We start from the raw sequence: 23,649 nt of genomic DNA, 5'->3' as shown, positions 1-23,649 counted from the left end.
TGTTCGAGAACGCCTCTCTCACACGAACCGGCATCCCACCTGCCGGGTTCCGGCGGTCCCACGGCCTTCGCGGGGAATTATAGCACCAAAAGCGGTCGCGACTGCGCCGCGAAATCGGCCCGGTCCTTGCATAAAAACATACCAGCGCAGTGCACAAGAATGCTCCAGCGGTTTCGATGATGGTGCAAGGCGAGTATCGTGGTGGTGAGTCTCAACTGCAGGAATGGATGCGTTGCAGGAACAATTCCCAGGGAACTATCCGGCTGTCGGCCAGCCGATCGATGAATTGGCGCTGACGGAAATCAAGGGCGCGATCCTCGCCAAGCTTCGGCTCGCGATCGGCAAGGATGCCGGCATGGCGACGAGGCGCGATTGGTACAAGGCTGCCGCGCTGGCGCTGCGCGATCGCATCGTGCACCGCTGGCTGACGGCGGAAAAGGAGAGCTACGATGCCGGCAGCAAGCGGGTCTATTACCTCTCGCTCGAATTCCTGATCGGCCGCCTGTTCACCGATGCGCTGAACAACATGGGGCTCTTGCCGGTGTTCGAGGCGGCGCTCGGCGATCTCGGCGTCGCGCTCGACGACTTGCGCAAGTGCGAGCCGGACGCAGCCCTCGGCAATGGCGGCCTCGGCCGCCTCGCGGCATGCTTCATGGAGAGCATGGCCACGCTTGCCATTCCCGCGATCGGCTATGGCATTCGCTACGATTTCGGTCTGTTCCGCCAGATCATCGCGCAGGGCTGGCAGCAGGAATATCCGGACGAGTGGCTGAGCTTCGGCAATCCCTGGGAATTCCAGCGGGCCGAGGTGGTCTATCACGTTCATTTCGGCGGCCATGTCGACCATGTCGACGACGGCGGGCGTGACCGCGCGACCTGGCGGCCGGCAGAAACCGTGCAGGCTGTCGCCTACGACACGCCGATCGTGGGCTGGCGCGGCCAGCACGTCAACGCGCTGCGGCTATGGTCGGCGCGCTCGCCCGATCCGCTGCGGCTCGACGTCTTCAACACCGGCGACTATCTCGGCGCCGTCGCCGAGGAGGCACGCGCAGAATCGATCTGCAAATTCCTCTATCCGAACGACGAGAGTCCCGCGGGGCGTGAACTGCGGCTGCGGCAGGAATATTTCTTCGTTTCGGCGTCGCTGCAGGACCTGGTCAAGCGGCACCTGGCTTCCGATGGACAGTTGCGCAATCTCGCCTTGAAGGTCGCGGTGCAGCTCAACGACACCCATCCCAGTCTCGCTGTCGCCGAGCTGATGCGTATCCTGGTCGACCTGCACAATTTCCGCTGGGACCAAGCGTGGAAGATCACGGTGGCGACGCTGTCCTATACCAATCACACGTTGCTGCCGGAAGCGCTGGAGACCTGGCCGGTCGAACTGTTCGAGCGGCTATTGCCGCGGCATCTCGAAATCATCTACCGCATCAATGCCGCGCATCTGGCGCTGGCCGACCAGCGTTGCCCGGGCGACATCGAATATCGCGCATCGGTCTCGCTGATCGACGAGAAATCCGGCCGCCGGGTGCGGATGGGACAACTCGCTTTCGTCGGCTCGCACCGCATCAACGGCGTGTCCGCGATGCATTCCGACCTAATGAAGGAGACCGTGTTCCACGATCTCAACCATCTCTATCCCGGCCGCATCACCAACAAGACCAACGGCATCACCTTCCGCCGCTGGCTGATGCTGGCCAATCCGAAGCTGACCGAATTGCTGCGCGAGGTTTGCGGCGATGCCGTGCTCGACGACTTCTCCCTGCTCGAGCGTATCGAGGCCCGCGCCAGCGACAGCGCGTTTCAGCAGCGTTTTCGTGAGGTCAAGTATAACAACAAGCTGGCATTGGCACGGCTGATCAACGAGCGCCTCGGCACCAAGATCGATCCATCGGCACTGTTCGACGTCCAGATCAAACGCATCCATGAATACAAGCGGCAACTGCTCAACATTCTCGAAGCGATCGCGCTGTACCAGGCGATGAAGGACGAGCCGCAACGCAACTGGGTGCCGCGGGTGAAGATCTTCTCCGGCAAGGCGGCCGCGAGCTATCGCTACGCCAAGCTGATCATCAAGCTGATCAATGACGTCGCCGAGGTCGTCAACAACGATCCCGATATTGCCGGAAGACTCAAGATCGTCTTCCTCGCCGACTACAATGTCAGCCTCGCCGAGGTGATCATTCCGGCCGCCGATCTCTCCGAGCAGATTTCCACCGCCGGAATGGAAGCTTCCGGCACCGGCAACATGAAGCTGGCGCTCAACGGCGCGCTGACCATCGGCACGCTTGATGGTGCCAACATCGAAATACGCGACCATGTCGGCGCGGAGAACATCGCGATCTTCGGCATGGAAGCCGGCGATGTCACGATCCGGCGCAAGCAGGGACTGGATGCGACCGATGTCATCCGCCGCTCGCCGCGGCTGACCCGCGCCGTCGCGGCAATCGAGAGCGGCGCATTCTCGCCCGATGATCCCGGCCGCTTCGTCTCGATCGCTCACGCGCTGCGCCATCTCGACCATTACATGGTCTCGGCCGATTTCGATTCCTACTACGAGGCGCAGCGCGGCATCGACGCGCGCTGGCAGGTGATGCCGGCCTGGACCCGCGCCTCGATCCTCAACGTGGCGCGGATGCCGTGGTTCTCCTCCGACCGCACCATCCGCGAATATGCCGAGGACATCTGGCAGGTGCCGGTGCGGGCGGTCGCGGTGCCGGAAGCTGGCGCCCAGCGCGGGGTGAAACGGTAAGCCATAAGTGGTCGCTATGCTCCGGCATGACGAAGGATAGAGCCATTACCTCAGGCATCATTGAATCCAGCAGGACAGTCGCGATACTGCACCAGTCGTCCAGGACGTCATTGCGAGCGAAGCGAAGCAATCCATCTCGCCACGCAAAGAAAAGATGGATTGCTTCGTCGCGCTGCTCCTCGCAATGATGGGAAAAATGGAAATGCTCACCAAAGCTCCACACCTCTTCGACGACGCCACGCGGGTCACCGCCGGCGATAGCTGCTGGCAGGGCAAGACCAGCCCGGACTACTGGGCCTTTGTCGGCCCGTTCGGCGGCTGCACGGCCGCCACGATCCTGCGCGCGCTGATGGAGCATCCGCAGCGCTCGGGCGATCCGCTGTCGATGACCGTGAACTTCTGCGCGCCGGTCGCGGAAGGCGCGTTCGATCTCGACGTGCGCCTGGTCAAGGCCAACCGTTCGAGCCAGCACTGGTGCGTGGAGATGGCGCAGGGTGGCGGCGAGGTCGCGACGCTAGCGACCGCGGTGTTCGCCGAGCGCCGGCCGTCCTGGTCGCATCAGCAGGCGACATTCCCGGGTGCCGTGCCGTTCGAACAGGCGCGCGCGTTTCCGAACACGCCGATGACCTGGACGCACCAATATGACTTTCGCTTCGTCGAAGGCGAGCCGAGCTTCTACGGCTCACCGGCATCGCCGCCGCTCGATGCATACTCCAAGCAGTGGATCGGCGATCGCGCGCCGCGCAAGATCGACATGCTGTCGCTGATGTCGATATCGGACGCCTTCTTCGGCCGGATCTTTCTGGCGCGCCGGGAACTGGTTCCATTCGGCACGGTTTCAATCACGACGTATTTTCATACGGCGTCGGACGAACTGGCGGCCGAGGACATCACCCACGTGCTGGCAGCGGCCGATGCCCGGATTTTCCACAGAAGTTACGGCGACCAGCACGGCGAATTATGGTCGCCGTCGGGACGGCTGCTCGCCACCACGACGCAAATCGCGTATTTCAAGGCGTGAGCAGCGGGTCTGTTGTTGCGGCCATTAGACCCTCGTGGTGAGGAGGCGCGGAGCGCCGTCTCGAACCATGTGGCCCCGCTGGTGCCATTCATCCTTCGAGACGCCGCTGCGGGGCTCCTCAGGATGAGGTCTGACAAAAGGTGGGCTCATGTCCGACGCCAACGCTCCCCGCATCGCCCTGCTCGGCGTCCCCATCGAGATCGGGGCCTCGCAGCTCGGCACCTTGATGGGACCGGACGCGCTGCGCACCGCCGGCATCGGCCGCATCCTCGATCAGCTCGGTTTTGCCGTGGAGGACCACGGCAACATGGCGAAGCCCGACCTAGCACCGGCCGAAGGTCCGCCGCCGGCGAACGCCAAATATTACGACGTGATCAAGACCTGGATCCGCGCGCTCAGCGAACGCGCCTATGCGCTGGCGCATTCGGGCGCCGTTCCGATCTTCATGGGCGGCGATCATTCGCTTTCGATGGGCTCGGTGAACGGCGTCGCGCGGCACTGGCAGGAGCAGGGTCGACCGCTATTCGTGCTCTGGATCGATGCGCACGCCGACTACAACACGCCGCAGACGACCGAGACCGGCAACATGCACGGCATGTCGGCCGCGTTCCTGTGCGGCGAGCCTGGTCTCGAAAATCTGCTTGGCGGCGCGCCGCGCGCCTCGATCGGCCCGGACCAGCTCGATCTGTTCGGCATCCGCTCGATCGATCCTTTGGAGAAGAAACTGGTATTCGAACGCCGCGTCGCGATCGCCGACATGCGCGTGATCGACGAGTTCGGCGTCGGCGTGCTGATCCGCAAGGTGATCGAGCGCGTGCGGGCGCGAAACGGCGTGCTGCACGTCTCCTTCGACGTCGACTTTCTCGACCCCACGGTCGCCCCCGGCGTCGGCACCACGGTGCCGGGCGGCGCGACCTATCGCGAGGCGCATCTTATCATGGAGCTCCTGCACGATTCCGGGCTGGTGCGATCGGTCGACGTCGTCGAACTCAACCCGTTTCTCGACGAACGCGGCCGCACGGCGCGCGTTGCCGTCGAGCTGATCGGCAGCCTGTTCGGCCTGCAGATCACCGACCGGCGAACGCCGAGCAACGCGATGTTGCCGCGCAATGGTTCCTAATGCGCGATGAAACGAGGTTTGATTGCGACCACGAAGAAGGTGCGCTCCCTCGAGGCGAGGATGCAGAGCGTGGCGTGAAAACAAGAGGGCGGCCTTGCGGCCGCCCTTGTTGGTTCTCAAATGATTCGTCGCTGAACCGAGGCGCTACTCGGCCGCGAGCTTGGTGTCCGGCGCGGCGGCGCGGACTTCGGCGTCGACCTGGGCTTCGAACTTGGCAAAGTTCTTCTGGAACATGCCGACCAGGTTACGCGCAGTCCTGTCGAACTCGGCCTTGTCCTTCCAGGTGTTGACCGGATTGAGGATCTCGCTCGGCACGCCCGGCAGCGCGGTCGGCACCGCAAAGCCGAAATACTTGTCGGTGCGGAATTCGACATTGCGCAGGGAGCCGTCGAGTGCCGCGGTGAGCAGCGCGCGCGTGACCTTGATCGGCATCCGGCTGCCGGTGCCATATTTTCCGCCGGTCCAGCCGGTGTTGACCAGCCAGCAATCGACATTGTGCCTGGCGATCAGCTCGCGCAGCATGTTGCCGTAGACGGACGGATCGAGCGGCAGGAACGGCGAGCCGAAGCAGGTGGAGAATTCCGGCTGCGGCTCATTGCCGAGACCGCGCTCGGTGCCCGCGACCTTGGCGGTATAGCCGGACAGGAAGTGATACATCGCCTGGGCCGGCGAGAGCTTTGCGATCGGCGGCAGCACGCCGAAGGCATCCGCCGCCAGCATCACGACGTTCTTCGGCTGGCCGGCGCGGCCGGTGCGCGAAGCGTTCGGGATGAAATCGAGCGGATAGGCCGAACGGGTGTTCTCCGTCTTCGAACCGTCGTCAAAATCCGGCACGCGGGTGTCTTCGTCGAGCACCACGTTTTCGAGCACCGCGCCGAAGCGGCTGCTGGCTGCGAAAATCTGCGGCTCGGCCTCCTTCGACAGCTTGATGCACTTGGCGTAGCAGCCGCCTTCGAAATTGAAGACGCCGTCATTGCCCCAGCCATGCTCATCGTCGCCGATCAGCGTGCGGTTCGGATCGGCGGAGAGCGTGGTCTTGCCAGTGCCGGATAGCCCGAAGAAGATCGCGGTGTCGCCCTTGGGTCCGACATTGGCCGAGCAGTGCATCGGCAACACGCCCTTGGCGGGCAGGTAATAGTTCAGCGTGGTGAAGACCGACTTCTTCATCTCGCCGGCATAATAAGACCCGCCGATCAGGACGATCTTGCGGGCGAAATCGATCGCGACAACATTCTCCGAGCGCACGCCATGACGTTTAGGATCGGCGCGGAAACTCGGCAGGTCGATGATGGTGAGCTCGGGCACGAAATCGCGCAGTGCTTGAGCCTCGGGACGGATCAAGAGCGTGCGGATGAACAGCGAATGCCAGGCAAGTTCGGTGAAGACGCGGGTCTTGATCTGGAAGTTCGGATCCGCGCCGCCATAGAGGTCCTGCGCGAACAGCGTCATGCCTTCGGCATGCTTGAGGAAGTCGGCATAGAGTGCGGAGAACTGCTCCGAGGTAATCGACTGGTTGCCGGCCCACCACATGCTCTTGTCGGTGGTCGCATCGCGAACCGTGAACTTGTCCTTGGGACTGCGGCCGGTGAACTCGCCGGTGTCAGCGCAGAGCGCGCCATCCGCCGACAACACGGCTTCGCCTCCCGCCAGTGAATATTGATAAAGCTGCGGCGCACCGAGATTCCAGTGCACCGTCTTGAGATTTTTTAAGCCGAATTTGTCGGCGCCGAAGGCACCGTTGCGTAAACCCGTCTCTCGCACGAAGAAGTCCTCCTCGAACCCGCGTTACTCTAGTCGCGCAGCATGTCGCTTGACGCGCTCTGTCGCGGTGACCCCTGAATATAGCCTTTCGGCCTCGGTCCGGCGACCTAATACTGATGAACGCCGAGCTTGCCAAGCCGATCCGCGCGATTTGGTTTATTCACGCGCGGGCGATTGATCTAAATCAATCACTTGCTGCGGCGCTTTATCTCAGTTTGCCTTCGTGGTTGCGCGACCATTCATAGCGCTTGCCGCGGCCAAGGATGTTGCGTCGCACAATCGAAAAATCAGCGCGGCGCTGAGCGCAGCGATATTGCCTTTTTTGCGGCCCGCGATGGTGCGGAAAGCACGTGCCCGACAACAGCGCCAGACAAACTGAGAACATCAATCGATTGCGGGATTTCATGCGGGCTTTCGCTGGTCAGCCTTGCGCGGGCTTAGGTCGATGAAACTTCCGCATCATTAAGAGCCGTACCGTGTGATGATGCGTTAACTCTTGTCAGTCCGCTTTGGCCCGCGCCTCACCCGCCAGCCGCACCAGCATCTTGCGTAAGCCCACGGCGCTGGTAACACGCTCCGGAAAATCCAGCCGCAGCGTTGTGCTGCCGGCCTGCATGTCCATGCCATCGGGGTCGCAGCCGGTACAACGCCAATCGGCGGCCTCTGCGCCGAGCAATCTCGTCGCATAGAGATTCATCGCCTCGCGGTGATCCTCGTTCATATGCTCGACAGCGCCCTGCTCGGCTTCCAGCAAATCGCCGGCATCGCCGATCTCGGTCAGAAACTGCTCAGGCTTGAGGTCGATGATGCGGCCGAAACCCGCGACCAGATGCAGGCCCGACGGGACGATCTTGAAGAACGAGAAATCATTGAAGTCAACAAACGCTTCCGCAGACGGATGCGCGTTGAGGTAACGCCGGCGCAGGGTTTTCGCAGCTTCCCCGATCGCCTCCTCGGCCCGGCCCGCCAACATGATTCGGGCGCCCTCCAACGGATCGCCGGCGGCGCGCTCGTCGAGCATCAGCGAGACTCTGCTGTCGCCGAGAATGTTTTTCGTATGCAGCGCGAGCCGCGAAAGCAGGAGGATTGGCGAGGCATCGGCATGGCTGGCGACGTTCACCAGCGAGCAGTACGGATCGCCACTTTCGGGCATAAGCGTGGCGAGCGCGCCCTGCCGACAGCGCCGCAGCAGCGAGCGGGATAGTTTGGAAGCATCAAAATCTGCGGTCGGCTGCATGGTTCCTTTCCGGCCATCTTATTGCAAAAAAGGGCCTTTTCTCAGGTGGTCAGGGTGCTATATGGGGGCGGCGCGTCTCCTTGAGAGCGTTTTGCGGAACTCGGTCACACTTCAGCCCAGCTTGCATTGCTCGTTGACCGTGTACGAAGCCCATTTATGCGGCGTCTGGCTGAAGTGCCCGCCGTTTAAGCCACTCTTATTCGAAAGCAGAGGCTCATGCCCACAATCGCCCTGGTCGATGATGACCGCAACATTCTTACTTCCGTGTCGATCGCGCTCGAAGCAGAAGGCTATCGCATCATGACCTACACGGATGGTGCCTCGGCGCTCGACGGCTTCCGCACCTCGCCGCCAGACCTCGCAATCCTCGATATCAAGATGCCGCGCATGGACGGCATGGAAACGCTGCGCCGGCTGCGGCAGAAGTCCGACCTGCCGGTAATCTTTCTGACCTCCAAGGATGAAGAGATCGACGAATTGTTCGGCCTCAAGATGGGCGCCGACGATTTCATCCGCAAGCCATTCTCGCAGCGCCTCCTGGTCGAGCGCGTCAAGGCCGTGCTCCGCCGCGGGCAACCGAAGGATCCGACCGCCGTGCCGAAGGAGCCGGATGCGCGCGCACTCGACCGCGGCCTGTTGCGGATGGATCCCGAGCGTCACACCTGCACCTGGAAAAACGAGCCGGTGACGCTGACGGTGACGGAATTCCTGATCCTGCAGGCGCTGGCCACGCGGCCCGGCGTAGTGAAAAGCCGCAACGCGCTGATGGACGCGGCCTATGACGATCAGGTCTATGTCGACGATCGCACCATCGACAGCCACATCAAGCGGCTGCGCAAGAAGTTCAAGGTGGTCGACGACGATTTCGAGATGATCGAAACGCTGTACGGCGTCGGCTATCGCTTCAAGGAAGCCTGATCTGCGTTTTCCGGCGGATGTGCCGACTGACACATCCGCCGGTTCGGCGTAAAAGCGTAGAACTACAACGGCGCATCACAACCGGCAGTTCAGCCATTGCTAGATCGAACGCAGCCTGATCCCAGCCTGAACCACGAGGACGCTCTGGAGCTCCTCGAGCAGGATCGCGTTGCCGAGGATAATGCGGGCGAGAAGGGCTGGCGGCGGCCGCTCGGCTGGCTGCGCCGGGCCGGACAATTCTTCTTCGCGCTTTCCTTCTCCAGCCTCACGCGCCGTATCGTCTCGCTCAATCTGGCGGGCCTCGTCGCGCTGGTGGCGAGCATTCTCTATCTCTCGCAGTTCCGCGCCGGCCTGATCGATGCGCGGGCGCAGAGCCTGCTGGTGCAGGCCGAAATCATCGCCGGCGCGATTGCCGCCTCCGCCACCGTCGAAACCAACACCATCACCATCGATCCGGACCGCCTGCTCGACCTCAAGCCCGGCGAAAGCTACGGCGCGCCGGACGAATCCTCAGGGCTGGATTTTCCGATCAATCCGGAGCGCGTCGCGCCGGTGCTGCGGCGGCTGATCTCGCCGACCAAGACGCGCGCGCGCATCTATGGCGGCGACGGCGGCATGATTCTCGACAGCCGCAGCCTTTACGGCCGCGGCGACGTGATGCGATTCGAACTGCCGCCGCCGTCGACCGAGAAGCCGGGCTTCGTCGAGCGCGCTACAATCTCGATTCGCACTTGGCTCAATCGCGGCGACCTGCCGCTCTATCGCGAGCTCGGCCCTGAGAACGGCAAGGGCTATCAGGAGATCGTGCAGGCGCTCGACGGCGTCAAAAGCAGCATGGTGCGCGTCAACGACCGTGGCGAGGTGATCGTCTCGGTGGCGGTGCCGGTGCAGCGCTTCCGCGCCGTGCATGGCGCGCTGATGCTGTCGACCCAGGGCGATGATATCGACCAGATGGTGACCGCCGAGCGGCTGGCGATTCTCAAGGTCGGCGGCGTCGCCTCCGCGGTCATGATCGTGCTGTCGCTGTTGCTCGCGAGCACGATCGCCGGTCCCGTGCGGCGGCTGGCCGACGGCGCCGAGCGCGTCCGCCGCCGCATCCAGACCCGCGTCGAAATTCCCGATTTTACCCGCCGCCGCGACGAGATCGGTCATCTGTCCGGCGCGCTGCGCGACATGACGAATGCGCTCTACAGCCGCATCGAGGCGATCGAGATGTTCGCCGCCGACGTCGCTCATGAATTGAAGAACCCGCTGACCTCGCTGCGGTCGGCGGTGGAAACGCTGCCGCTGGCGCGCAACGACACCAGCCGCGCGCGCCTGCTCGAGGTGATCGAGCACGACGTCAAGCGGCTCGACCGCCTGATCTCGGATATTTCGGACGCCAGCCGCCTCGATGCCGAACTGCAGCGCCAGGACATGGCGCCGGTCGATTTGCGCCGGCTCTTGACGACGCTGACCTCGGTCGCCAACGAGACCAGGCTGGGGCATGACGTAGCAGTCGAAGCCCGCTTCGACGGCCGCGGAGCGACCGACACGTTCTCGGTGCCGGGCCATGATTCCCGGCTCGGTCAAGTGATCTCCAACCTTCTCTCGAACGCGCAATCGTTCTCCACCCCCGGCGGGAAAGTGCGCGTGTCCTGCCGCCGCGCGCGGTCGGAAATCGAAATCGTTGTCGATGATGACGGGCCGGGCATCGGCGAGGATGCGCTGGAACGCATCTTCGAGCGCTTCTACACCGACCGGCCGCATCAAGGCTTTGGCCAGAATTCGGGCCTGGGCCTATCGATCTCCAAGCAGATCATCGAAGCGCATAACGGGCGCATCTGGGCGGAAAACCGCCATGGCCCGGCCGGCGCCGACGGCAAGCCGAGCGTGGCCGGCGCGCGTTTCGTGGTCCGGCTGCCTGCGCTATGACCGCGAGCGTGCACGCCTCCGCCGTGCTGGTGGGCGAGCGCGCTGTGCTGATCCGGGGGCCGTCAGGTGCCGGCAAATCGCGGTTGGCCTTCAATTTGGTTCTCGCAGGGCGCGCCGGACAGCTTCCGCCGGCGGTTCTGGTCGGCGATGACCGTGTCCATCTCGACACAGTGGCCGGACAATTGTGGGTCCGCCCGGTGCCGGAACTGGCCGGCCTGATCGAAATCCGAGGGCTCGGCATCCGCCGCTGCGACTTCGTCAGCGAGGCGGCGGTCGGCCTCGTCGCCGACCTCGCGGCCGGCGACGCCGAGCGGCTGCCCCCGCCGGAAGCGCTCGCCATCCATCTAAACGGTGTTTTGTTACCGAGAATTCCGGTCGGGGCCGGCTACGACCCCCTCCCCTTGATTGCAGCCGTTCTGACAACAACCGTTGGTTCAGGTTCCGTCCAACCTTCGGATGATTGTTCGAAGGGAATTGGTAACCATATAAGCCGCAATATCGCCACCGATTAAACCGGCGCAGGTCTCACTTCTTACCGGCAACTTCCGGAACAATAGCCAAGATGCCCTCTTGCGCGGGGCCTCTGGATGGTCAAAGTGGCGCGTTCGTGCGGTGCACCAAAAGCACCCGCGAGGAGTTTCCGATGATTGGTCTAGTGCTTGTGACCCATGGGCGCCTTGCCGACGAGTTCAAGGCGGCGCTCGAACATGTCATGGGTCCGCAAAAACAAATCGAAGCCATCACGATTGGAGCCGATGACGACTCTGATCTTTGTCGAAGCGATATCATCGAAGCGGTGAATCGCGTTGACAGCGGCGATGGTGTCGCCATCCTCACCGACATGTTCGGCGGCACACCTTCCAACCTCGCCATTTCCTGCATGAGCCGCCCCAAGGTGGAGGTGCTCGCAGGCATCAATCTTCCCATGCTGGTTAAGCTTGCCAAGGTGCGCGAAGAGCGCTCGCTTCCCGACGCCATCGCCATGGCGCAGGAAGCCGGCCGCAAATACGTCACCATCGCCAGCCGCGTGCTCGCCGGCAAATGAGCGACGACGACGCGCCTGAAAAGGAACTCGGGTCCGGTGTGCCGGCTGGCGCGATCTCGCGGGAACTTCCAATCATCAACAAGCGCGGCCTGCACGCGCGGGCATCGGCCAAGTTCGTCCAGATGGTGGAACGCTTCAACGCCGAAGTCTGGGTGACGCGCGGCAGTGAGACCGTCGGCGGCACCTCGATCATGGGTTTGATGATGCTGGCGGCGGGACCTGGAACCTCGGTTACAGTCTCCGCGATCGGCCCCGAAGCCCAGCAAGTGGTCGACGCGATCGCCGCACTGGTTGCGGACAAGTTTAACGAAGAAGGCGTGTGAGGCGGGCGCGCGGCTAGTCTAGAACGGATTCGTAACGATTCCGCCGTCGGCGCGGAGCGCGGCGCCGTTGGTGGCGCTGGAGGCTCTCGAGCAGACATAGCAGATCAGATTGGCGACCTCTTCGGGCTTGGCGTAGCGCTGCAGCAGCGAGGCCGGGCGGCGTTCGCTGAAGGTGCGCGAGACCAGATCATCGACGGTCGTCCCCATCGCCTCGGCACGCGCCGCCAGACGCAGCGGCGCCATCTCGACCCAGGTCGGGCCGGGCATCACCGAATTGACGGTGACGTTGGTGCCTTTCGTCGTCTCCGCCGCGCCGCGCGCGATGACGAGCTGCGCCGATTTCGAAAAACCGTAATGCACCATTTCCTTCGGGATGAAGACGCCGGATTCGCTGGAGACGAACACAACGCGGCCCCAGTCCTTGCTGTCCAGCATCCGCTTCAGATAATGCCGCGTCAGCCGCACCCCGCTCATGACATTGACTTCGAACATCCTTGACCAATCGGCATCCTCGATTTCGAAGAACCCCTTCGGCTCGTAGATGCCGAGATTGTTGACGAGGATGTCGACGTCAGGGAATTGCGCGACCAGCGCGGCACAGCCCGCGGCATTGCCGAGGTCGAACGCTGCCGCATGCACCTTGGCCGACGGCGCAGCCTTTCGGAGTTTCGCCATGGCCTCGCCGACCGCCGCCGTCTCGCGCCCATTGACGATCACCTCGGCGCCCATCTGCGCGAGGCCAGTGGCTGTGGCCAACCCGATGCCGCGTGTCGAACCGGTGACCAGTGCCGTCTTGCCCGTCAGGTCGAGATCCATGCGTTTCCCTTCGATTTTCTTGTGAGTGCGTCTATTTGGCCGGCGGCACGATGTAGATGTTCCAGGCTGTCGCGGGACCGGGCATCCCTAAGAAGAACCGGCGCGTGGTCATCACCATGCGCTCGGCATTGGCCGCATGGGCCTTCATCCACGCCTCGCATTCTTCGAACTTCCAGTGGCCGGGTTCGCAGATGCCGATGAAGCCCGATCGCTTTGCCTCCTCGAGCGAGGTCAGACCCGACGACCACGGCTCGTTCGGCGTCAGCGGCGCCGGATGATCAGCGCTGTAGAAGGTCATGGGCTGGCCGGTATCCATATAGGCGGCAACCACCGGCCAGCGCGAATAAAAGCGCGTGTGCCAGGCCTCTGTCAGCCCGCGGGCGAGTTCGGAACGCGCCCGATAGGTCGCGCCCGCCGTGCGCTTTTCGCTGAGCTCGTAGGCGACGATCTTCGGTGATGCCGCCAGCACGACGAGCGTAATCACCAGCCAGGTTGCCGTCAGGTTCGCCAGCGCGATTTTCCGGACCCGCACGGCAGGAATCGCGATCAGCGCGACCGGCACCAGGAAGAACAGCGGGATGCCCCAGTCGGTCTTGATGTAGACGTGGAACGCCAAGGCACCCAGCGGCGGCCCGATCGCTACCACCGCCTGGATGATCCAGACATTGAGCGCCTGGAACGTATTCACGCCGGAATTGGCGCCGCGCGCCAGGGCCGGAAACGGCGTCAAGCGCCACGGCCGCCAGACCAGCGCGATCGCGCCGAGTATCACCGGCGCGGCTAGCAACGCGAGATTGTGCCCGACATAACCCAGCGCGAGATCGTCGATCATCGCGCGGTCGGTGAGCGAATAAGTGTCGCCCGCATAGGTGAACGGGACGAAATCGACCTGCTTCAGCCACATCAGATGCGGGAGCATTGCGATCGCGAGCACGACAATCGCCACCCAGGGCGCCGGCGAGCGCAGGAATTTAAAGCGCTCGGGGTGGATCAACGCCGCAATGCCGATGGCGCCGATCATCGTGACGGCCCAGTATTTGGTCATCAGCGCCAGCGCGCCGGCGAGCCCGAGCCATATGCCGGATTTGATGCTGCGCTTCTCGAACGCATCGAGATAGGCCAGCACCATCAGCGGCAACGTGACGAGCTGCAAGAGGTCCGGATTATATTTGAACCCCTTGAAATTGAAGATCGGATAGAGCGCGAGCATCACCACGACGAAGAACGCGCGGCGGTGATCGACCACACGCAGCGCCAGCAACCAGCAGATCACGAGACCGCAAGCCAGCGTGGCCATCGCCAGCGCGTAGGTCGCCCAATCCGTGATCGGAAAGAACATGAACCACACGCCGGCAACCCATCCGGACAATGGCGGGTGCTTGCCATAACCCAGCAGGAACTTCTGCCCCCAGGCGAAGGCTTCCGCGACGTCCATGTGAACGTCCTGCCCGGTCTTCAGAATGACCAGGATCAGCGTCCACAGCACGGCGTGAACCGCGGCAAAGCCCACCACCAGCCACAGGCCGGCGATGGGGGCCTCCGTGGGACCGTTGGCCTGCGCGGCAAGCCACGCCGCCAGCCGCCGGATCGATGGAAAACGCTTGCCGCGCGCGGCCGTGGGCAGAATGGATGCAGTCGACATGACCCATTCCGTAGCGTGTTTTCGGCTCGAGTGGAATCAGCTTGGCGTGAAGAAACCCCCTTGAAATACAGCAAGATGGTTGCCGCACGGGGACGTGAATGCTATCCCGCGCCCCATGACAACGACGCCCATTTCCAACATCCGCAACTTCTCCATCGTCGCCCATATCGACCATGGCAAATCGACGCTGGCCGACCGCCTGATCCAGATGACGGGTGGGCTGTCGGACCGCGAAATGGCGGGCAAGGAACAGGTGCTCGATTCCATGGATATCGAGCGCGAGCGCGGCATTACCATCAAGGCGCAGACGGTGCGGCTGAACTACCGCGCCAAGGACGGCAAGGATTACATCTTCAACCTGATGGACACGCCCGGGCATGTCGACTTCGCCTACGAAGTCTCGCGGTCGCTGGCGGCCTGCGAGGGATCGCTGCTGGTGGTCGACGCCAGCCAGGGCGTGGAGGCGCAGACGCTCGCCAACGTCTATCAGGCGCTCGACAACAATCACGAGATCGTGCCGGTTCTCAACAAGGTCGACCTGCCCGCGGCCGAGCCCGATAAGGTCAAGCAGCAGATCGAGGACGTGATCGGCATCGATGCCTCCGACGCCGTGATGATTTCGGCCAAGACCGGTCTCGGCGTACCCGACGTGCTGGAAGCCATTGTCACCCGCCTGCCGCCGCCGAAGGGCAACCGCGACGCGACGCTGAAGGCGCTGTTGGTCGATAGCTGGTACGACGTCTATCTCGGCGTCGTCGTGCTCGTTCGCATCGTCGACGGCACGATGAAGAAGGGTAGCCGCATCCGCATGATGGGCACCAACGCCGCCTATGACGTCGAGCGCGTCGGCTTCTTCACGCCGAAGATGGAACAGGTCGACGAGCTCGGCCCCGGCGAGATCGGTTTCATCACCGCGGCGATCAAGGAAGTCGCCGACACAAGGGTGGGCGACACCATCACCGACGACAAGAAGCCAATTCAGGAGATGCTGCCGGGCTTCAAGCCGGCAATCCCGGTGGTGTTCTGCGGCCTGTTTCCGGTCGATGCCAACGATTTCGAGACGCTCCGCGCCGCAATGGGCAAGCTGCGGCTCAACGACGCGAGCTTCTCCTACGAGATGGAAACCTCCGCCGCCCTCGGTTTCGGCTTCCGCTGTGGCTTCCTCGGGCTGCTGCATCTCGAGATCATCCAGGAGCGGCTGTCGCGCGAGTTCGATCTCAACCTGATCGCCACCGCGCCGAGCGTGATCTACAAAATGCATCTGACCGACGGCCAGGAGATCGAGATCCACAATCCCGTCGACATGCCCGACGTGGTCAAGATCGCCGACATCGAGGAGCCGTGGATCGAAGCCACCATCCTTACCCCCGACGAATATCTCGGCAGCGTATTAAAACTGTGCCAGGACCGGCGTGGCTCACAGAAGGAGCTGACTTACGTCGGCTCCCGCGCCATGGTGAAATACGATTTGCCGCTCAACGAAGTCGTGTTCGATTTCTACGATCGGCTGAAGTCGGTGTCGAAGGGTTATGCCTCGTTCGATTATCATTTGACCGATTACAAGGTGGCCGATCTCGTCAAGATGCAGATCCTTGTCAACGGCGAGCCGGTCGACGCGCTCTCGATGCTGGTGCACCGGACCCGCGCCGAAGGCCGCGGCCGCGCCATGGTCGAGAAGATGAAGGAGCTGATCCCGCCGCACATGTTCCAGATCCCGATTCAGGCGGCGATCGGCGGCAAGGTGATCGCGCGTGAGACCGTCCGCGCGCTGCGCAAGGACGTCACCGCAAAATGCTATGGCGGCGACATCACGCGTAAACGCAAGCTTCTGGAGAAGCAGAAGGAAGGCAAGAAGAAGATGCGGCAGTTCGGCAAGGTCGACATCCCGCAGGAGGCTTTTATTGCCGCGCTGAAGGTGGATAGCTGAGCGGGCGCTTCACTATCAATGAAGTTGGGTAGGCAAAGGCGCATAGCTCCGTGCCCACCATCTACATGATCTGCGAATGAGAGAGTTGCTTTCGGCTGCATTGCGCGAGAGCCGCGAATAGGCCACTATCATCCCGCGCATACCAACAACAACACACGCGCGGGGAAACGCATGAGCAAGGCCTCCGGTTTATCCTATGGCTGGATCGTGGTCGCCGTGGGCGCGATGATGACCTGCGTGGCGTTCGGCTCGATGCTGTCGCTGGCTGTATTCCTGCAGCCGATTTCGGAAGCAATGGGCTGGTCGCACAGCGGCATCTCGGCGGCGGCTACGATCGACTTTCTCGCGATGGGGGTGGCGGCATTTTTCTGGGGCGCGCTGTCCGACCGCTACGGCACCCGCATCGTGGTATTTTTGGGCACGCTGCTGCTCGGCGCCGGCCTGATCGGCGCCAGCCAGGCCACCAGCCTGTGGCAGTTCCAGTTGGCATTCGGCGTGCTGATCGGCATTTCCGCCGGCGCCTTCTACGCGCCGATGGTAGCCGCAGCGAGTGCCTGGATCGAACATCGCCGCAGCCTCGCGGTAGCGCTGGTGTCGGCCGGCATGGGCGTATCGCCGATGACGGTCGCGCCATTCGCAAGCTGGCTGATCGCGTCCTATGACTGGCGCACGGCGATGCTGGTGATCGGCATCGTCGCCGTGGCGCTCCTGATCCCCGCCTCGCTGCTGGTGCGGCGGCCGCCAGAACCCTCAACGCCTGCTGCTGCCCATGGGACCGGCGCGCCCGACGGGCAGTGGACGATCGCGCAGGCGCTTCGGACCCCGCAATTCATCACACTGGCGCTCGCGCATTTCGCCTGCTGCGCGGCGCATTCGGGGCCGATCTTCCATTTGGTGAGCTACGCCATGATCTGCGGCATCGCGCCCTTGACTGCCGTCACCGTTTACAGCCTCGCCGGCTTCTCCGGCCTCGGCGGCCGGCTGCTGCTCGGCCTATTGGCCGACCGCTTCGGCGCCAAGCATGTGCTCGTCGGCGGCCTGTTCGTGCAGGCGCTGTCGATCGCCACGTTTCTCGCGGTCGGCCAGCTCGGCGAATTCTATGCGCTGTCGGTGGTCTTCGGCCTCGCCTATGGCGGCGTGATGCCGCTGTATGCCGTGCTGGTGCGCGAATATTTCGGCGTGCGCATCATGGGCAGCGTGTTCGGCGCGGTTTCCGCCTTCGCCAGTCTGGGCATGGCGCTCGGGCCATTGGCCGGTGGCTGGGTGTTCGATACCTTCCGCGCCTACAACTGGCTTTATGTCGGCTCCTTCGCGATCGGCTTGGCGGCCGTGACGGTGGCGTTGAGCTTCCCTTCGGCCAAACGGCCGTCGCAATCTTCGCTCGATCTCGAGCGAGCGGCGGCGTGAGCGGCAAACTCCGCCGCCTTGATCGAGGGCGGTGGATACGTCACCATCCGCGGCGACGCCAAGAAAGCCTAAGAACAAGAGAATGCGAGGAAGCGCATGAACAGGCATCCGGGCTTCGACCTCGTGGAACGCGCGCGGGCGCTGGCGCCGCTGATTGCTCGCGACGCCGACGAGATCGAGCGAACACGGCGGCTGACATCAGCGGTGACGCAGGCGCTGATCGAGAACGGGCTCTACCGCGCGCTGCTGCCGAAGAGCTTTGGCGGCGCCGAGGTGCCGCTCGAAACCTTCATGCAGATGCAGGAGGAAGTCGCCAAGGCTGACGCCTCGACCGCGTGGTGCCTTGGCCAGTGCAGCGTCTGCGCCATGACGGCGGCCTATCTCGATCCGGATGCCGCCAACGCGATCTTCAACGTCGCGCCCGGCATTCTGGCCTGGGGCGCCATCAACCATGAAGTGCAGGCGGCTCCGGGCGGCTACAGGGCCAGCGCCCGCTGGGATTTTGCCTCCGGCTTGCGGCAGGCGAGCTGGCTCGGCGCCCATGTCCGCGTCGTCGAGGCCGACGGCACGGCGCGGCGCCGGACGGATGGCTCGCCGGAGATCCGCACCATCCTGTTTCCGGTGAGCAGCGCAACGCTCTACGACGTCTGGGACGTGATTGGCTTGCGCGGCACGGGCACCGATTCCTACTCGGTCGACAACCTCTTCATCCCTGAGAAATTTGCCGCGCTTCGCGACGAACCCGAGGCCCGGCGCGAAAACGGGCCACTATACAAGCTCTCCACCAACATGGTGTTCGGCATGGGCTTTGCGGCAACCTCGCTCGGCGTTGCCCGCGCCACGCTCGACGCCGCGATCGACCTTGCCCGCGCCAAGACCCCGCAGGCGCTGAAGGCGATGCGCGACAACAATGCGGTGCAAGGCTTGATCGGCCGCACCGAGGCACAATGGCGCGCCACCCGCGCCTATCTCTATGCCACCGCAGCGGAGGTGTGGCGCGACTTGTCGCAGGGCGCTGCCATCACCGAAGCCCATCGCATCGCGCTGCGCATGGCCTCGACATGGACCATCCATCAATCGGCCGCCGTGGTCGATACCGCCTATCACATGGCTGGCGCTACGGCCGTGTTCAACGCCAACAAGTTCGAACGCCGTTTCCGCGACATGCACGCCATCGCGCAGCAGATCCAGGGCCGCGACGCCCATTATGAGGATGCCGGCCGGGCGATCCTGTCAGGTGGTCTCGAGGGGCCACCGACAGCGCGTTGAGATGGCCGTTCCCGGTCGACGTGAACAGGCTCAAGCAGGAACCCGCTCGCCAAGTGCGCGTTGCTTTTCGGCAACCGCAGCAACGAGGGAGATACGTCATGCCCCGCGGTGACAAATCGAGTTACACCAACAAGCAGAAACGCAAGGCCGAACATATCGAGGAAGGCTACGAGGAGCGCGGCATCGGCAGGAAGGAAGCCGAGCGGCGCGCCTGGGCCACCGTCAACAAGGAAACCGGCGGCGGTAACAAGAGCGGCTCCGGCCGCGGCGTGAAGGACACCAATGTCGCGGCTAAAAAAGGTGGCCGGATCGGCGGTCCGCGCGGCGGCAAGGCCGCGGCACGCCGGCCCGCAGCGGCGCGATCACGCTCGGCCAAGAAGGCGGCAGCAACCCGCAAGCGAAAGACAGCGGCAAGGTCCAGCGCCCGCAAAACGACGCGATCCAGCGCACGGAAGACGTCACGATCAGGCGGACGCAAGACTGCACGAAGGAGATAGGCATTTCGTTTTCGCTTCCGCCGGGTTGCATCCTGCTCGATGCCGGCGAGAAGCTGCCCGAGAAGGCGCTACGCTACTGCGTGGCGCGGGCGCTGACGTATCATGCGAGGAAGCGGAAGGCGGGACGGGCGAAGTAGTCTCCGCCATTATTGCGAGCGGCCGTCACCGCCATTGCGAGCGTAGCGAAGCAATCCGCCTCTACGCGCACGCGGAGCGATGGCGCTTCGTCGCTTGCGCTCCTCGCAATGACGCCTTGGCCGATACCGCAGCCTCACGCCACCAGCGCCGCGCCTGACGGCGCGCTCCAGTTGCCCTGCGTCTTCAACAGGCTGACGATCTCCGCATTGGGCCGCGCGCGGCTGAACAGGAAGCCCTGCCCCTCATGGCAGCCCTCGTTGCGCAGGCAGTTGACCTCGGCTTCGGTCTCGACGCCTTCGGCCGTGATGGTGACGCCGAGGCCCTTGCCGAGGCTGATGATCGAACGCACGATCGCCTGCGCATCGGGATTGGCAGTTAGGTCGCGCACGAAGGACTGGTCGATCTTGATCTTGTCGAACGGAAAGCTGCGCAGGTAGCTCAGGCTGGAATAGCCGGTGCCGAAATCGTCCATCGAGATGCGGACGCCGAGCGCGCGCAGCGCATGCAGCGTCGCCAGCACCTCGCTGCTCTTCTCCAGGAGCAGCGTCTCGGTGATCTCCAGTTCCAGGCGCTTCGCCGGCAGGCCGGACTGCTTCAGCGTATCCACCACCAGCGACAGGAGATTGCCGACGCGAAACTGCAGCGGCGACAGATTGACGGCGACACGGACGTCGTCGGGCCATTGCGCTGCATCGGCACAGGCGCGGCGCAGCATCAAACCGCCGACGGCGTTGATCAGTCCGGTTTCCTCCGCCACGGGAATGAACTCGGCCGGCGAGATCATGCCGCGCTCGGGATGCGGCCAGCGTACCAGCGCTTCGAAGCCGGTGATGCGTCCGCTCGAAAGATCGACCAGCGGCTGGTAATAGGGCCGCAGCGCATCGCCCTGAACGGCTTCGCGCAGCTCGGTTTCGATCTTGCGGCGGATCTGGGCTTGCGCGTCCATGCCCGCCTCGAAGAACGAGAAGGTGCCGCGGAATTCGTTCTTGGCGCGCGACAATGCGAGGTCGGCGTTCTTCAGGAGCTTTTCGGATTCATCGCCGTCGCCGGGTGACATCGCTATGCCGATGCTGGCGCCGATCATCACGGAGTGCCCGTCCAGAAGATAGGGATCGGCGATCGCGTCCAAGAGACGCCTCGCCATGAACGCCGCGTCCTCAGGCCGCGTCACTCCGCTCTGGACAATGGCGAATTCGTCGGAGTTGAGCCGGGCGAGCGCATCGTCCTCGCGCAGTATTGATCGCAATCGCTTGGCGACGCCACGCAACAGCTTGTCGCCGATACCGTGCCCGAGCGTATCGTTGACCGCCTTGAAATGGTCGAGGCCGAGCATCAGCACGGCGACCTTCTCGGCGTTGCGGCGAGTGCGCAGCAGGATGTCGTCCATCTGCTGGCGCAGCAGATTGCGGTTCGGCAGCCCGGTCAGGCCGTCGTGCTGGGCCATGAACGTCAGCCGGGCCTCGGCGCGCTTGCGCTCGGTCGTGTCCATCAGAGCGAGCAGGACGGCAGGCCGGTCGCCGTAAACGAGCCGGCGCGAATAGATCGCCAGATCGATCAGCGCACCGTCGGCCCTGACATGCTTCCAGGCCCGGGCCGCGCGCTCGTCGCCAGCGTGTCCGCCGGCCCATGGCGGCTCGACGTCAAACGCCTGCAGGCTGCGGATCGTGAGCTTCTCGAATTCGCTGCGGCTATAACCGTAGTGCTGGACGGCGGCGTGGTTGACGGCGAGAATTCGTTCGTCGCCCAGCGCGCAGACGATCATCGGAACCGGGTTGCTGTCGAACAGCAGCCGGAACGACGCCTCGCGCTGCTTCAACTCGGTGATGTCGACGCGCAGGCCGATGATGCCGCCATCCTCGGTCAGGCGCTCGTCGATCAGGATGACGCGGCCGTCTGCCAGTGTCTGTTCGTGCCGCTCGCCCGGCTGGAACAGCTTCTCGAGTCGTGCGGCGATCCATTCTTCCTCGCGCCCGATCGCTTCCGGATAATCGCCGCGCGCCACGCCGACGCGGATCGTGTCCTCCAGCCGCACGCCCGGCCTGAACAGATCCGCGCTGCGGCTGTACATCTGCGCATATTTCTTGTTCCAGAGAATGTAGCGGCCTTCGGCGTCGAGAAACACGATACCCTGCGGCAGGATATCGATCGCCTCGCGCAAGCGCTCGTGCGATTTGCGCGCCTCGGCAAGAGCCGCCTCGACCTCCTTGTGCTTGCGAGCGGCTTCGCCGGTTGGAGGCCGGCGGCTGGAAGGCAGTTTTGCAGCGGACTTTGCGGGCCGACCGGGAAAGCGGACAATCGCCGTCTGCTTCGGCTTTCTGGTCGTTCTTGGCTTCTTCGGCATAGCTCCGCTCTACTCGCACTCTGCGTGCAAAGTTTTCAGACAAGTATCTGAAAAAATGCTTTCTCTTATCGTTGAAACTGGCCTATCGCGTTATCCTCCGTTTTCTGCTGGAAAAACAAATGCACGCTGCGCGTGCATTGTTGTTCGAGGCGACCGGCCCAAATCGCAAATTCATGTGAAAAAATCGCCGCGGCTGCATAACGCGTTGCGACGCGCGCCGTGTCTGCACAAGGAATGCGCGAACCGCCGCGCGTGCGCATTGCTATCGGTCAATGATCGGCAGGGTTATCGCACCGTTAAGGTAATCGCCGACACAACGCCCGTTCAAGACAGCGAAGCCGCCACGGCTTGCGCTTCCGGTACAACGTCGTGATCATAAAGCCGCCTGCGGAACGCCGCATGGGCCGATATCTCGGCATCGCGAATGCCGAGATCGGCGTAGGAGGAATCGTAGCGCAATCCATTTTCTCGCGCGCCGCGCTGAACCGCCGCCACCCGCTCGCGCCGCAACCGCTCATAGGCCAGCAGCGCGGCCGGTACATTGCCGCGTGACGCCCGCCCCAGAATCGTCGCCAGCGCCATGCCGTCCTCGATCGACTGATTGGCGCCCTGGCCGAGATGCGGCAACATCGGATGCGCGGCATCGCCGAGCAGTGTCAATCCGCCGCGCGTCCAGGTCGGCAGCGGCTCGCGATCGTACAGCGCCCATCGAAACGTCTTGTCCACCTCGCTCAACAACGCGCCGATGCGCGGGTCCCAGCCCTCGAATTCGTGGCGAAGCACGTCGGGATCTCCAGGCGCGGACCAGGATTCCTTCATTTCCGCATCGGCCGGCACGAAGCCGACATAGTTGATGAGCTGGCCCGAACGCACCGGAAAGCTGAGGAAATGCTTTCCCTTACCCAGCCACATCTGCCAGCGATCGGTCGGCCAATGCGGAATGCGCCGATGCGGCAGCACGCCGCGATAGGCGACCGAGCCGTGGAAGACGGGACGAGACGGCGGCGCCGCAAATCGGCGGAGCTCCGAATGGATGCCATCCGCGGCAATGACGACGTCGCCTTCGGCGACGGTGCCGTCGGCGAACGTCACGCGCGCAATTTCATCGGCCTGCGCGAAGCCTGTGGCGCGATGGCCGGTGTGGATAATGGCGGCGGGCAATGCGCCGGCCAAAATCTCGATCAGATCCGCGCGATGCATGCCGAACGTCGCGTTCCAGCCCGACGAGTCCGTCACCTGCACCGGGGCGATCGGCGCGCCATCGTGGCGGAAATAGTGAGAGGCGGTGCCCACCCTGGCGCCCCATCTTTCCACCTGATCTCCGAGGCCCGCCCGCTGCAACTGCCGCACGCTGTTTGGCGTCAGAAATACCCCTGCGCCAACCTCGCCCAGCGCGGGCGCCTGTTCATGGACGGAGACATTGAAGCCGTGGGCTACAAGCGCGTTTGCGGCGAACAATCCGCCGATTCCGCCTCCAACGATCACAACAGTGAGCTGCGGCCGCGTCATCATCCCACGCGAAAA

At 63.6% G+C, this 23,649-nt stretch carries 19 protein-coding genes; 13 read left to right on the top strand and 6 right to left on the bottom strand.

Annotation, left to right across the window (positions count from 1 at the left end):
* The first annotated feature begins 223 nt into the window (after window positions 1-223).
* From HCN50_RS09970 to rocF, 3 genes are all read left to right on the top strand, one after another.
* A complete protein-coding gene (locus HCN50_RS09970; RefSeq protein ID WP_171709470.1) occupies window positions 224-2,749 on the top strand; it encodes a glycogen/starch/alpha-glucan phosphorylase in 2,526 nt (841 codons plus the stop codon).
* A gap of 202 nt (window positions 2,750-2,951) precedes the next feature.
* A complete protein-coding gene (locus HCN50_RS09965; protein WP_171709469.1) occupies window positions 2,952-3,770 on the top strand; it encodes an acyl-CoA thioesterase in 819 nt (272 codons plus the stop codon).
* A 148-nt stretch (window positions 3,771-3,918) separates the two neighbouring features.
* Window positions 3,919-4,890 carry an arginase gene (gene rocF, locus HCN50_RS09960; protein WP_171709468.1) on the top strand — a complete coding sequence of 324 codons (972 nt, stop codon included), beginning with the start codon at window positions 3,919-3,921 and terminating at the stop codon, window positions 4,888-4,890.
* A 144-nt stretch (window positions 4,891-5,034) separates the two neighbouring features.
* On the opposite strand, the gene HCN50_RS09955 is transcribed toward rocF, so the two are convergent.
* On the bottom strand, window positions 5,035-6,651 hold the full coding sequence (locus tag HCN50_RS09955) for a phosphoenolpyruvate carboxykinase (RefSeq protein WP_171709467.1): 1,617 nt from the start codon (window positions 6,649-6,651) through the stop codon (window positions 5,035-5,037).
* 116 nt (window positions 6,652-6,767) lie between these two features.
* Between HCN50_RS09955 and HCN50_RS34225 the strand changes: the two genes are divergently transcribed.
* Window positions 6,768-6,896 (top strand): hypothetical protein, encoded by a 129-nt coding sequence (locus HCN50_RS34225; RefSeq protein ID WP_283812065.1) that lies wholly within the window; start codon window positions 6,768-6,770, stop codon window positions 6,894-6,896.
* A gap of 254 nt (window positions 6,897-7,150) precedes the next feature.
* Here HCN50_RS34225 and HCN50_RS09950 read toward each other — a convergent pair whose 3' ends face one another.
* Window positions 7,151-7,888, bottom strand: a complete 738-nt coding sequence (locus HCN50_RS09950) for a HugZ family pyridoxamine 5'-phosphate oxidase (RefSeq protein ID WP_171709466.1) — start codon at window positions 7,886-7,888, stop codon at window positions 7,151-7,153.
* Between the two features lie 216 nt (window positions 7,889-8,104).
* Here HCN50_RS09950 and HCN50_RS09945 point away from each other — a divergent pair, with 216 nt between their 5' ends.
* The 5 genes from HCN50_RS09945 to HCN50_RS09925 all read left to right on the top strand — a co-directional run bounded on the left by HCN50_RS09945 (window position 8,105) and on the right by HCN50_RS09925 (window position 12,088).
* Window positions 8,105-8,806, top strand: a complete 702-nt coding sequence (locus HCN50_RS09945; protein WP_027541437.1) for a response regulator transcription factor — start codon at window positions 8,105-8,107, stop codon at window positions 8,804-8,806.
* 96 nt (window positions 8,807-8,902) lie between these two features.
* On the top strand, window positions 8,903-10,720 hold the full coding sequence (locus tag HCN50_RS09940) for a sensor histidine kinase (RefSeq protein ID WP_171709465.1): 1,818 nt from the start codon (window positions 8,903-8,905) through the stop codon (window positions 10,718-10,720).
* On the top strand, window positions 10,717-11,232 hold the full coding sequence (locus tag HCN50_RS09935) for an HPr kinase/phosphorylase (RefSeq protein ID WP_171709464.1): 516 nt from the start codon (window positions 10,717-10,719) through the stop codon (window positions 11,230-11,232). Before HCN50_RS09940 ends, HCN50_RS09935 begins: the two co-directional genes overlap by 4 nt.
* 131 nt (window positions 11,233-11,363) lie before the next feature.
* Window positions 11,364-11,765 (top strand): PTS sugar transporter subunit IIA, encoded by a 402-nt coding sequence (locus tag HCN50_RS09930; RefSeq protein ID WP_171709973.1) that lies wholly within the window; start codon window positions 11,364-11,366, stop codon window positions 11,763-11,765.
* Window positions 11,762-12,088 (top strand): HPr family phosphocarrier protein, encoded by a 327-nt coding sequence (locus tag HCN50_RS09925; protein WP_171709463.1) that lies wholly within the window; start codon window positions 11,762-11,764, stop codon window positions 12,086-12,088. Before HCN50_RS09930 ends, HCN50_RS09925 begins: the two co-directional genes overlap by 4 nt.
* An 18-nt stretch (window positions 12,089-12,106) precedes the next feature.
* Here the strand turns inward: HCN50_RS09925 and HCN50_RS09920 are convergent, their stop codons facing one another.
* A complete protein-coding gene (locus tag HCN50_RS09920) occupies window positions 12,107-12,904 on the bottom strand; it encodes an SDR family NAD(P)-dependent oxidoreductase (RefSeq protein ID WP_171709462.1) in 798 nt (265 codons plus the stop codon).
* Window positions 12,905-12,935: 31 nt separating this feature from the next.
* Window positions 12,936-14,546, bottom strand: coding sequence for a glycosyltransferase family 39 protein (locus tag HCN50_RS09915; RefSeq protein ID WP_171709461.1), 1,611 nt, complete (start codon window positions 14,544-14,546; stop codon window positions 12,936-12,938).
* Between the two features lie 115 nt (window positions 14,547-14,661).
* Here HCN50_RS09915 and lepA point away from each other — a divergent pair, with 115 nt between their 5' ends.
* The 4 genes from lepA (at window position 14,662) to HCN50_RS09895 (ending at window position 19,646) form a co-directional block, all read left to right on the top strand.
* Window positions 14,662-16,473 (top strand): translation elongation factor 4, encoded by a 1,812-nt coding sequence (gene lepA, locus HCN50_RS09910; protein WP_171709460.1) that lies wholly within the window; start codon window positions 14,662-14,664, stop codon window positions 16,471-16,473.
* A 171-nt stretch (window positions 16,474-16,644) separates the two neighbouring features.
* On the top strand, window positions 16,645-17,880 hold the full coding sequence (locus HCN50_RS09905; RefSeq protein WP_171709459.1) for an MFS transporter: 1,236 nt from the start codon (window positions 16,645-16,647) through the stop codon (window positions 17,878-17,880).
* A gap of 96 nt (window positions 17,881-17,976) precedes the next feature.
* Window positions 17,977-19,149 carry an acyl-CoA dehydrogenase family protein gene (locus tag HCN50_RS09900; protein WP_171709458.1) on the top strand — a complete coding sequence of 391 codons (1,173 nt, stop codon included), beginning with the start codon at window positions 17,977-17,979 and terminating at the stop codon, window positions 19,147-19,149.
* Window positions 19,150-19,247: 98 nt separating this feature from the next.
* Entirely contained in the window at window positions 19,248-19,646 is a 399-nt protein-coding gene (locus tag HCN50_RS09895) for a hypothetical protein (RefSeq protein ID WP_171709457.1), read from the top strand.
* Window positions 19,647-19,917: 271 nt separating this feature from the next.
* Here the strand turns inward: HCN50_RS09895 and HCN50_RS09890 are convergent, their stop codons facing one another.
* Window positions 19,918-22,125: a putative bifunctional diguanylate cyclase/phosphodiesterase gene (locus HCN50_RS09890; RefSeq protein ID WP_171709456.1), complete on the bottom strand. Its 2,208-nt coding sequence runs from the start codon at window positions 22,123-22,125 to the stop codon at window positions 19,918-19,920.
* Window positions 22,126-22,449: 324 nt separating this feature from the next.
* On the bottom strand, window positions 22,450-23,634 hold the full coding sequence (locus HCN50_RS09885) for an FAD-dependent oxidoreductase (protein WP_171709455.1): 1,185 nt from the start codon (window positions 23,632-23,634) through the stop codon (window positions 22,450-22,452).
* Between the last annotated feature and the right edge of the window lie 15 nt (window positions 23,635-23,649).

It is taken from the genome of Bradyrhizobium archetypum, from assembly GCF_013114835.1.
Taxonomy (GTDB): domain Bacteria; phylum Pseudomonadota; class Alphaproteobacteria; order Rhizobiales; family Xanthobacteraceae; genus Bradyrhizobium; species Bradyrhizobium archetypum.
Note: the sequence above shows the minus strand (reverse complement) of the source record. Positions and strands in the feature narration are given on the sequence as shown.

Bases quoted from the DNA above. Each gene is read 5' to 3' on its own strand.
- HCN50_RS09885 (WP_171709455.1), bottom strand. From the start codon at position 23,634: ATGACGCGGCCGCAGCTCACTGTTGTGATCGTTGGAGGCGGAATCGGC.
- HCN50_RS09895 (WP_171709457.1), top strand. From the start codon at position 19,248: ATGCCCCGCGGTGACAAATCGAGTTACACCAACAAGCAGAAACGCAAG.
- rocF (WP_171709468.1), top strand. From the start codon at position 3,919: ATGTCCGACGCCAACGCTCCCCGCATCGCCCTGCTCGGCGTCCCCATC.
- HCN50_RS09905 (WP_171709459.1), top strand. From the start codon at position 16,645: ATGAGCAAGGCCTCCGGTTTATCCTATGGCTGGATCGTGGTCGCCGTG.
- HCN50_RS09925 (WP_171709463.1), top strand. From the start codon at position 11,762: ATGAGCGACGACGACGCGCCTGAAAAGGAACTCGGGTCCGGTGTGCCG.
- HCN50_RS09935 (WP_171709464.1), top strand. From the start codon at position 10,717: ATGACCGCGAGCGTGCACGCCTCCGCCGTGCTGGTGGGCGAGCGCGCT.
- lepA (WP_171709460.1), top strand. From the start codon at position 14,662: ATGACAACGACGCCCATTTCCAACATCCGCAACTTCTCCATCGTCGCC.
- HCN50_RS34225 (WP_283812065.1), top strand. From the start codon at position 6,768: ATGAACGCCGAGCTTGCCAAGCCGATCCGCGCGATTTGGTTTATTCAC.
- HCN50_RS09915 (WP_171709461.1), bottom strand. From the start codon at position 14,546: ATGTCGACTGCATCCATTCTGCCCACGGCCGCGCGCGGCAAGCGTTTT.
- HCN50_RS09950 (WP_171709466.1), bottom strand. From the start codon at position 7,888: ATGCAGCCGACCGCAGATTTTGATGCTTCCAAACTATCCCGCTCGCTG.
- HCN50_RS09970 (WP_171709470.1), top strand. From the start codon at position 224: ATGGATGCGTTGCAGGAACAATTCCCAGGGAACTATCCGGCTGTCGGC.
- HCN50_RS09965 (WP_171709469.1), top strand. From the start codon at position 2,952: ATGCTCACCAAAGCTCCACACCTCTTCGACGACGCCACGCGGGTCACC.
- HCN50_RS09920 (WP_171709462.1), bottom strand. From the start codon at position 12,904: ATGGATCTCGACCTGACGGGCAAGACGGCACTGGTCACCGGTTCGACA.
- HCN50_RS09900 (WP_171709458.1), top strand. From the start codon at position 17,977: ATGAACAGGCATCCGGGCTTCGACCTCGTGGAACGCGCGCGGGCGCTG.
- HCN50_RS09930 (WP_171709973.1), top strand. From the start codon at position 11,364: ATGATTGGTCTAGTGCTTGTGACCCATGGGCGCCTTGCCGACGAGTTC.
- HCN50_RS09890 (WP_171709456.1), bottom strand. From the start codon at position 22,125: ATGCCGAAGAAGCCAAGAACGACCAGAAAGCCGAAGCAGACGGCGATT.
- HCN50_RS09945 (WP_027541437.1), top strand. From the start codon at position 8,105: ATGCCCACAATCGCCCTGGTCGATGATGACCGCAACATTCTTACTTCC.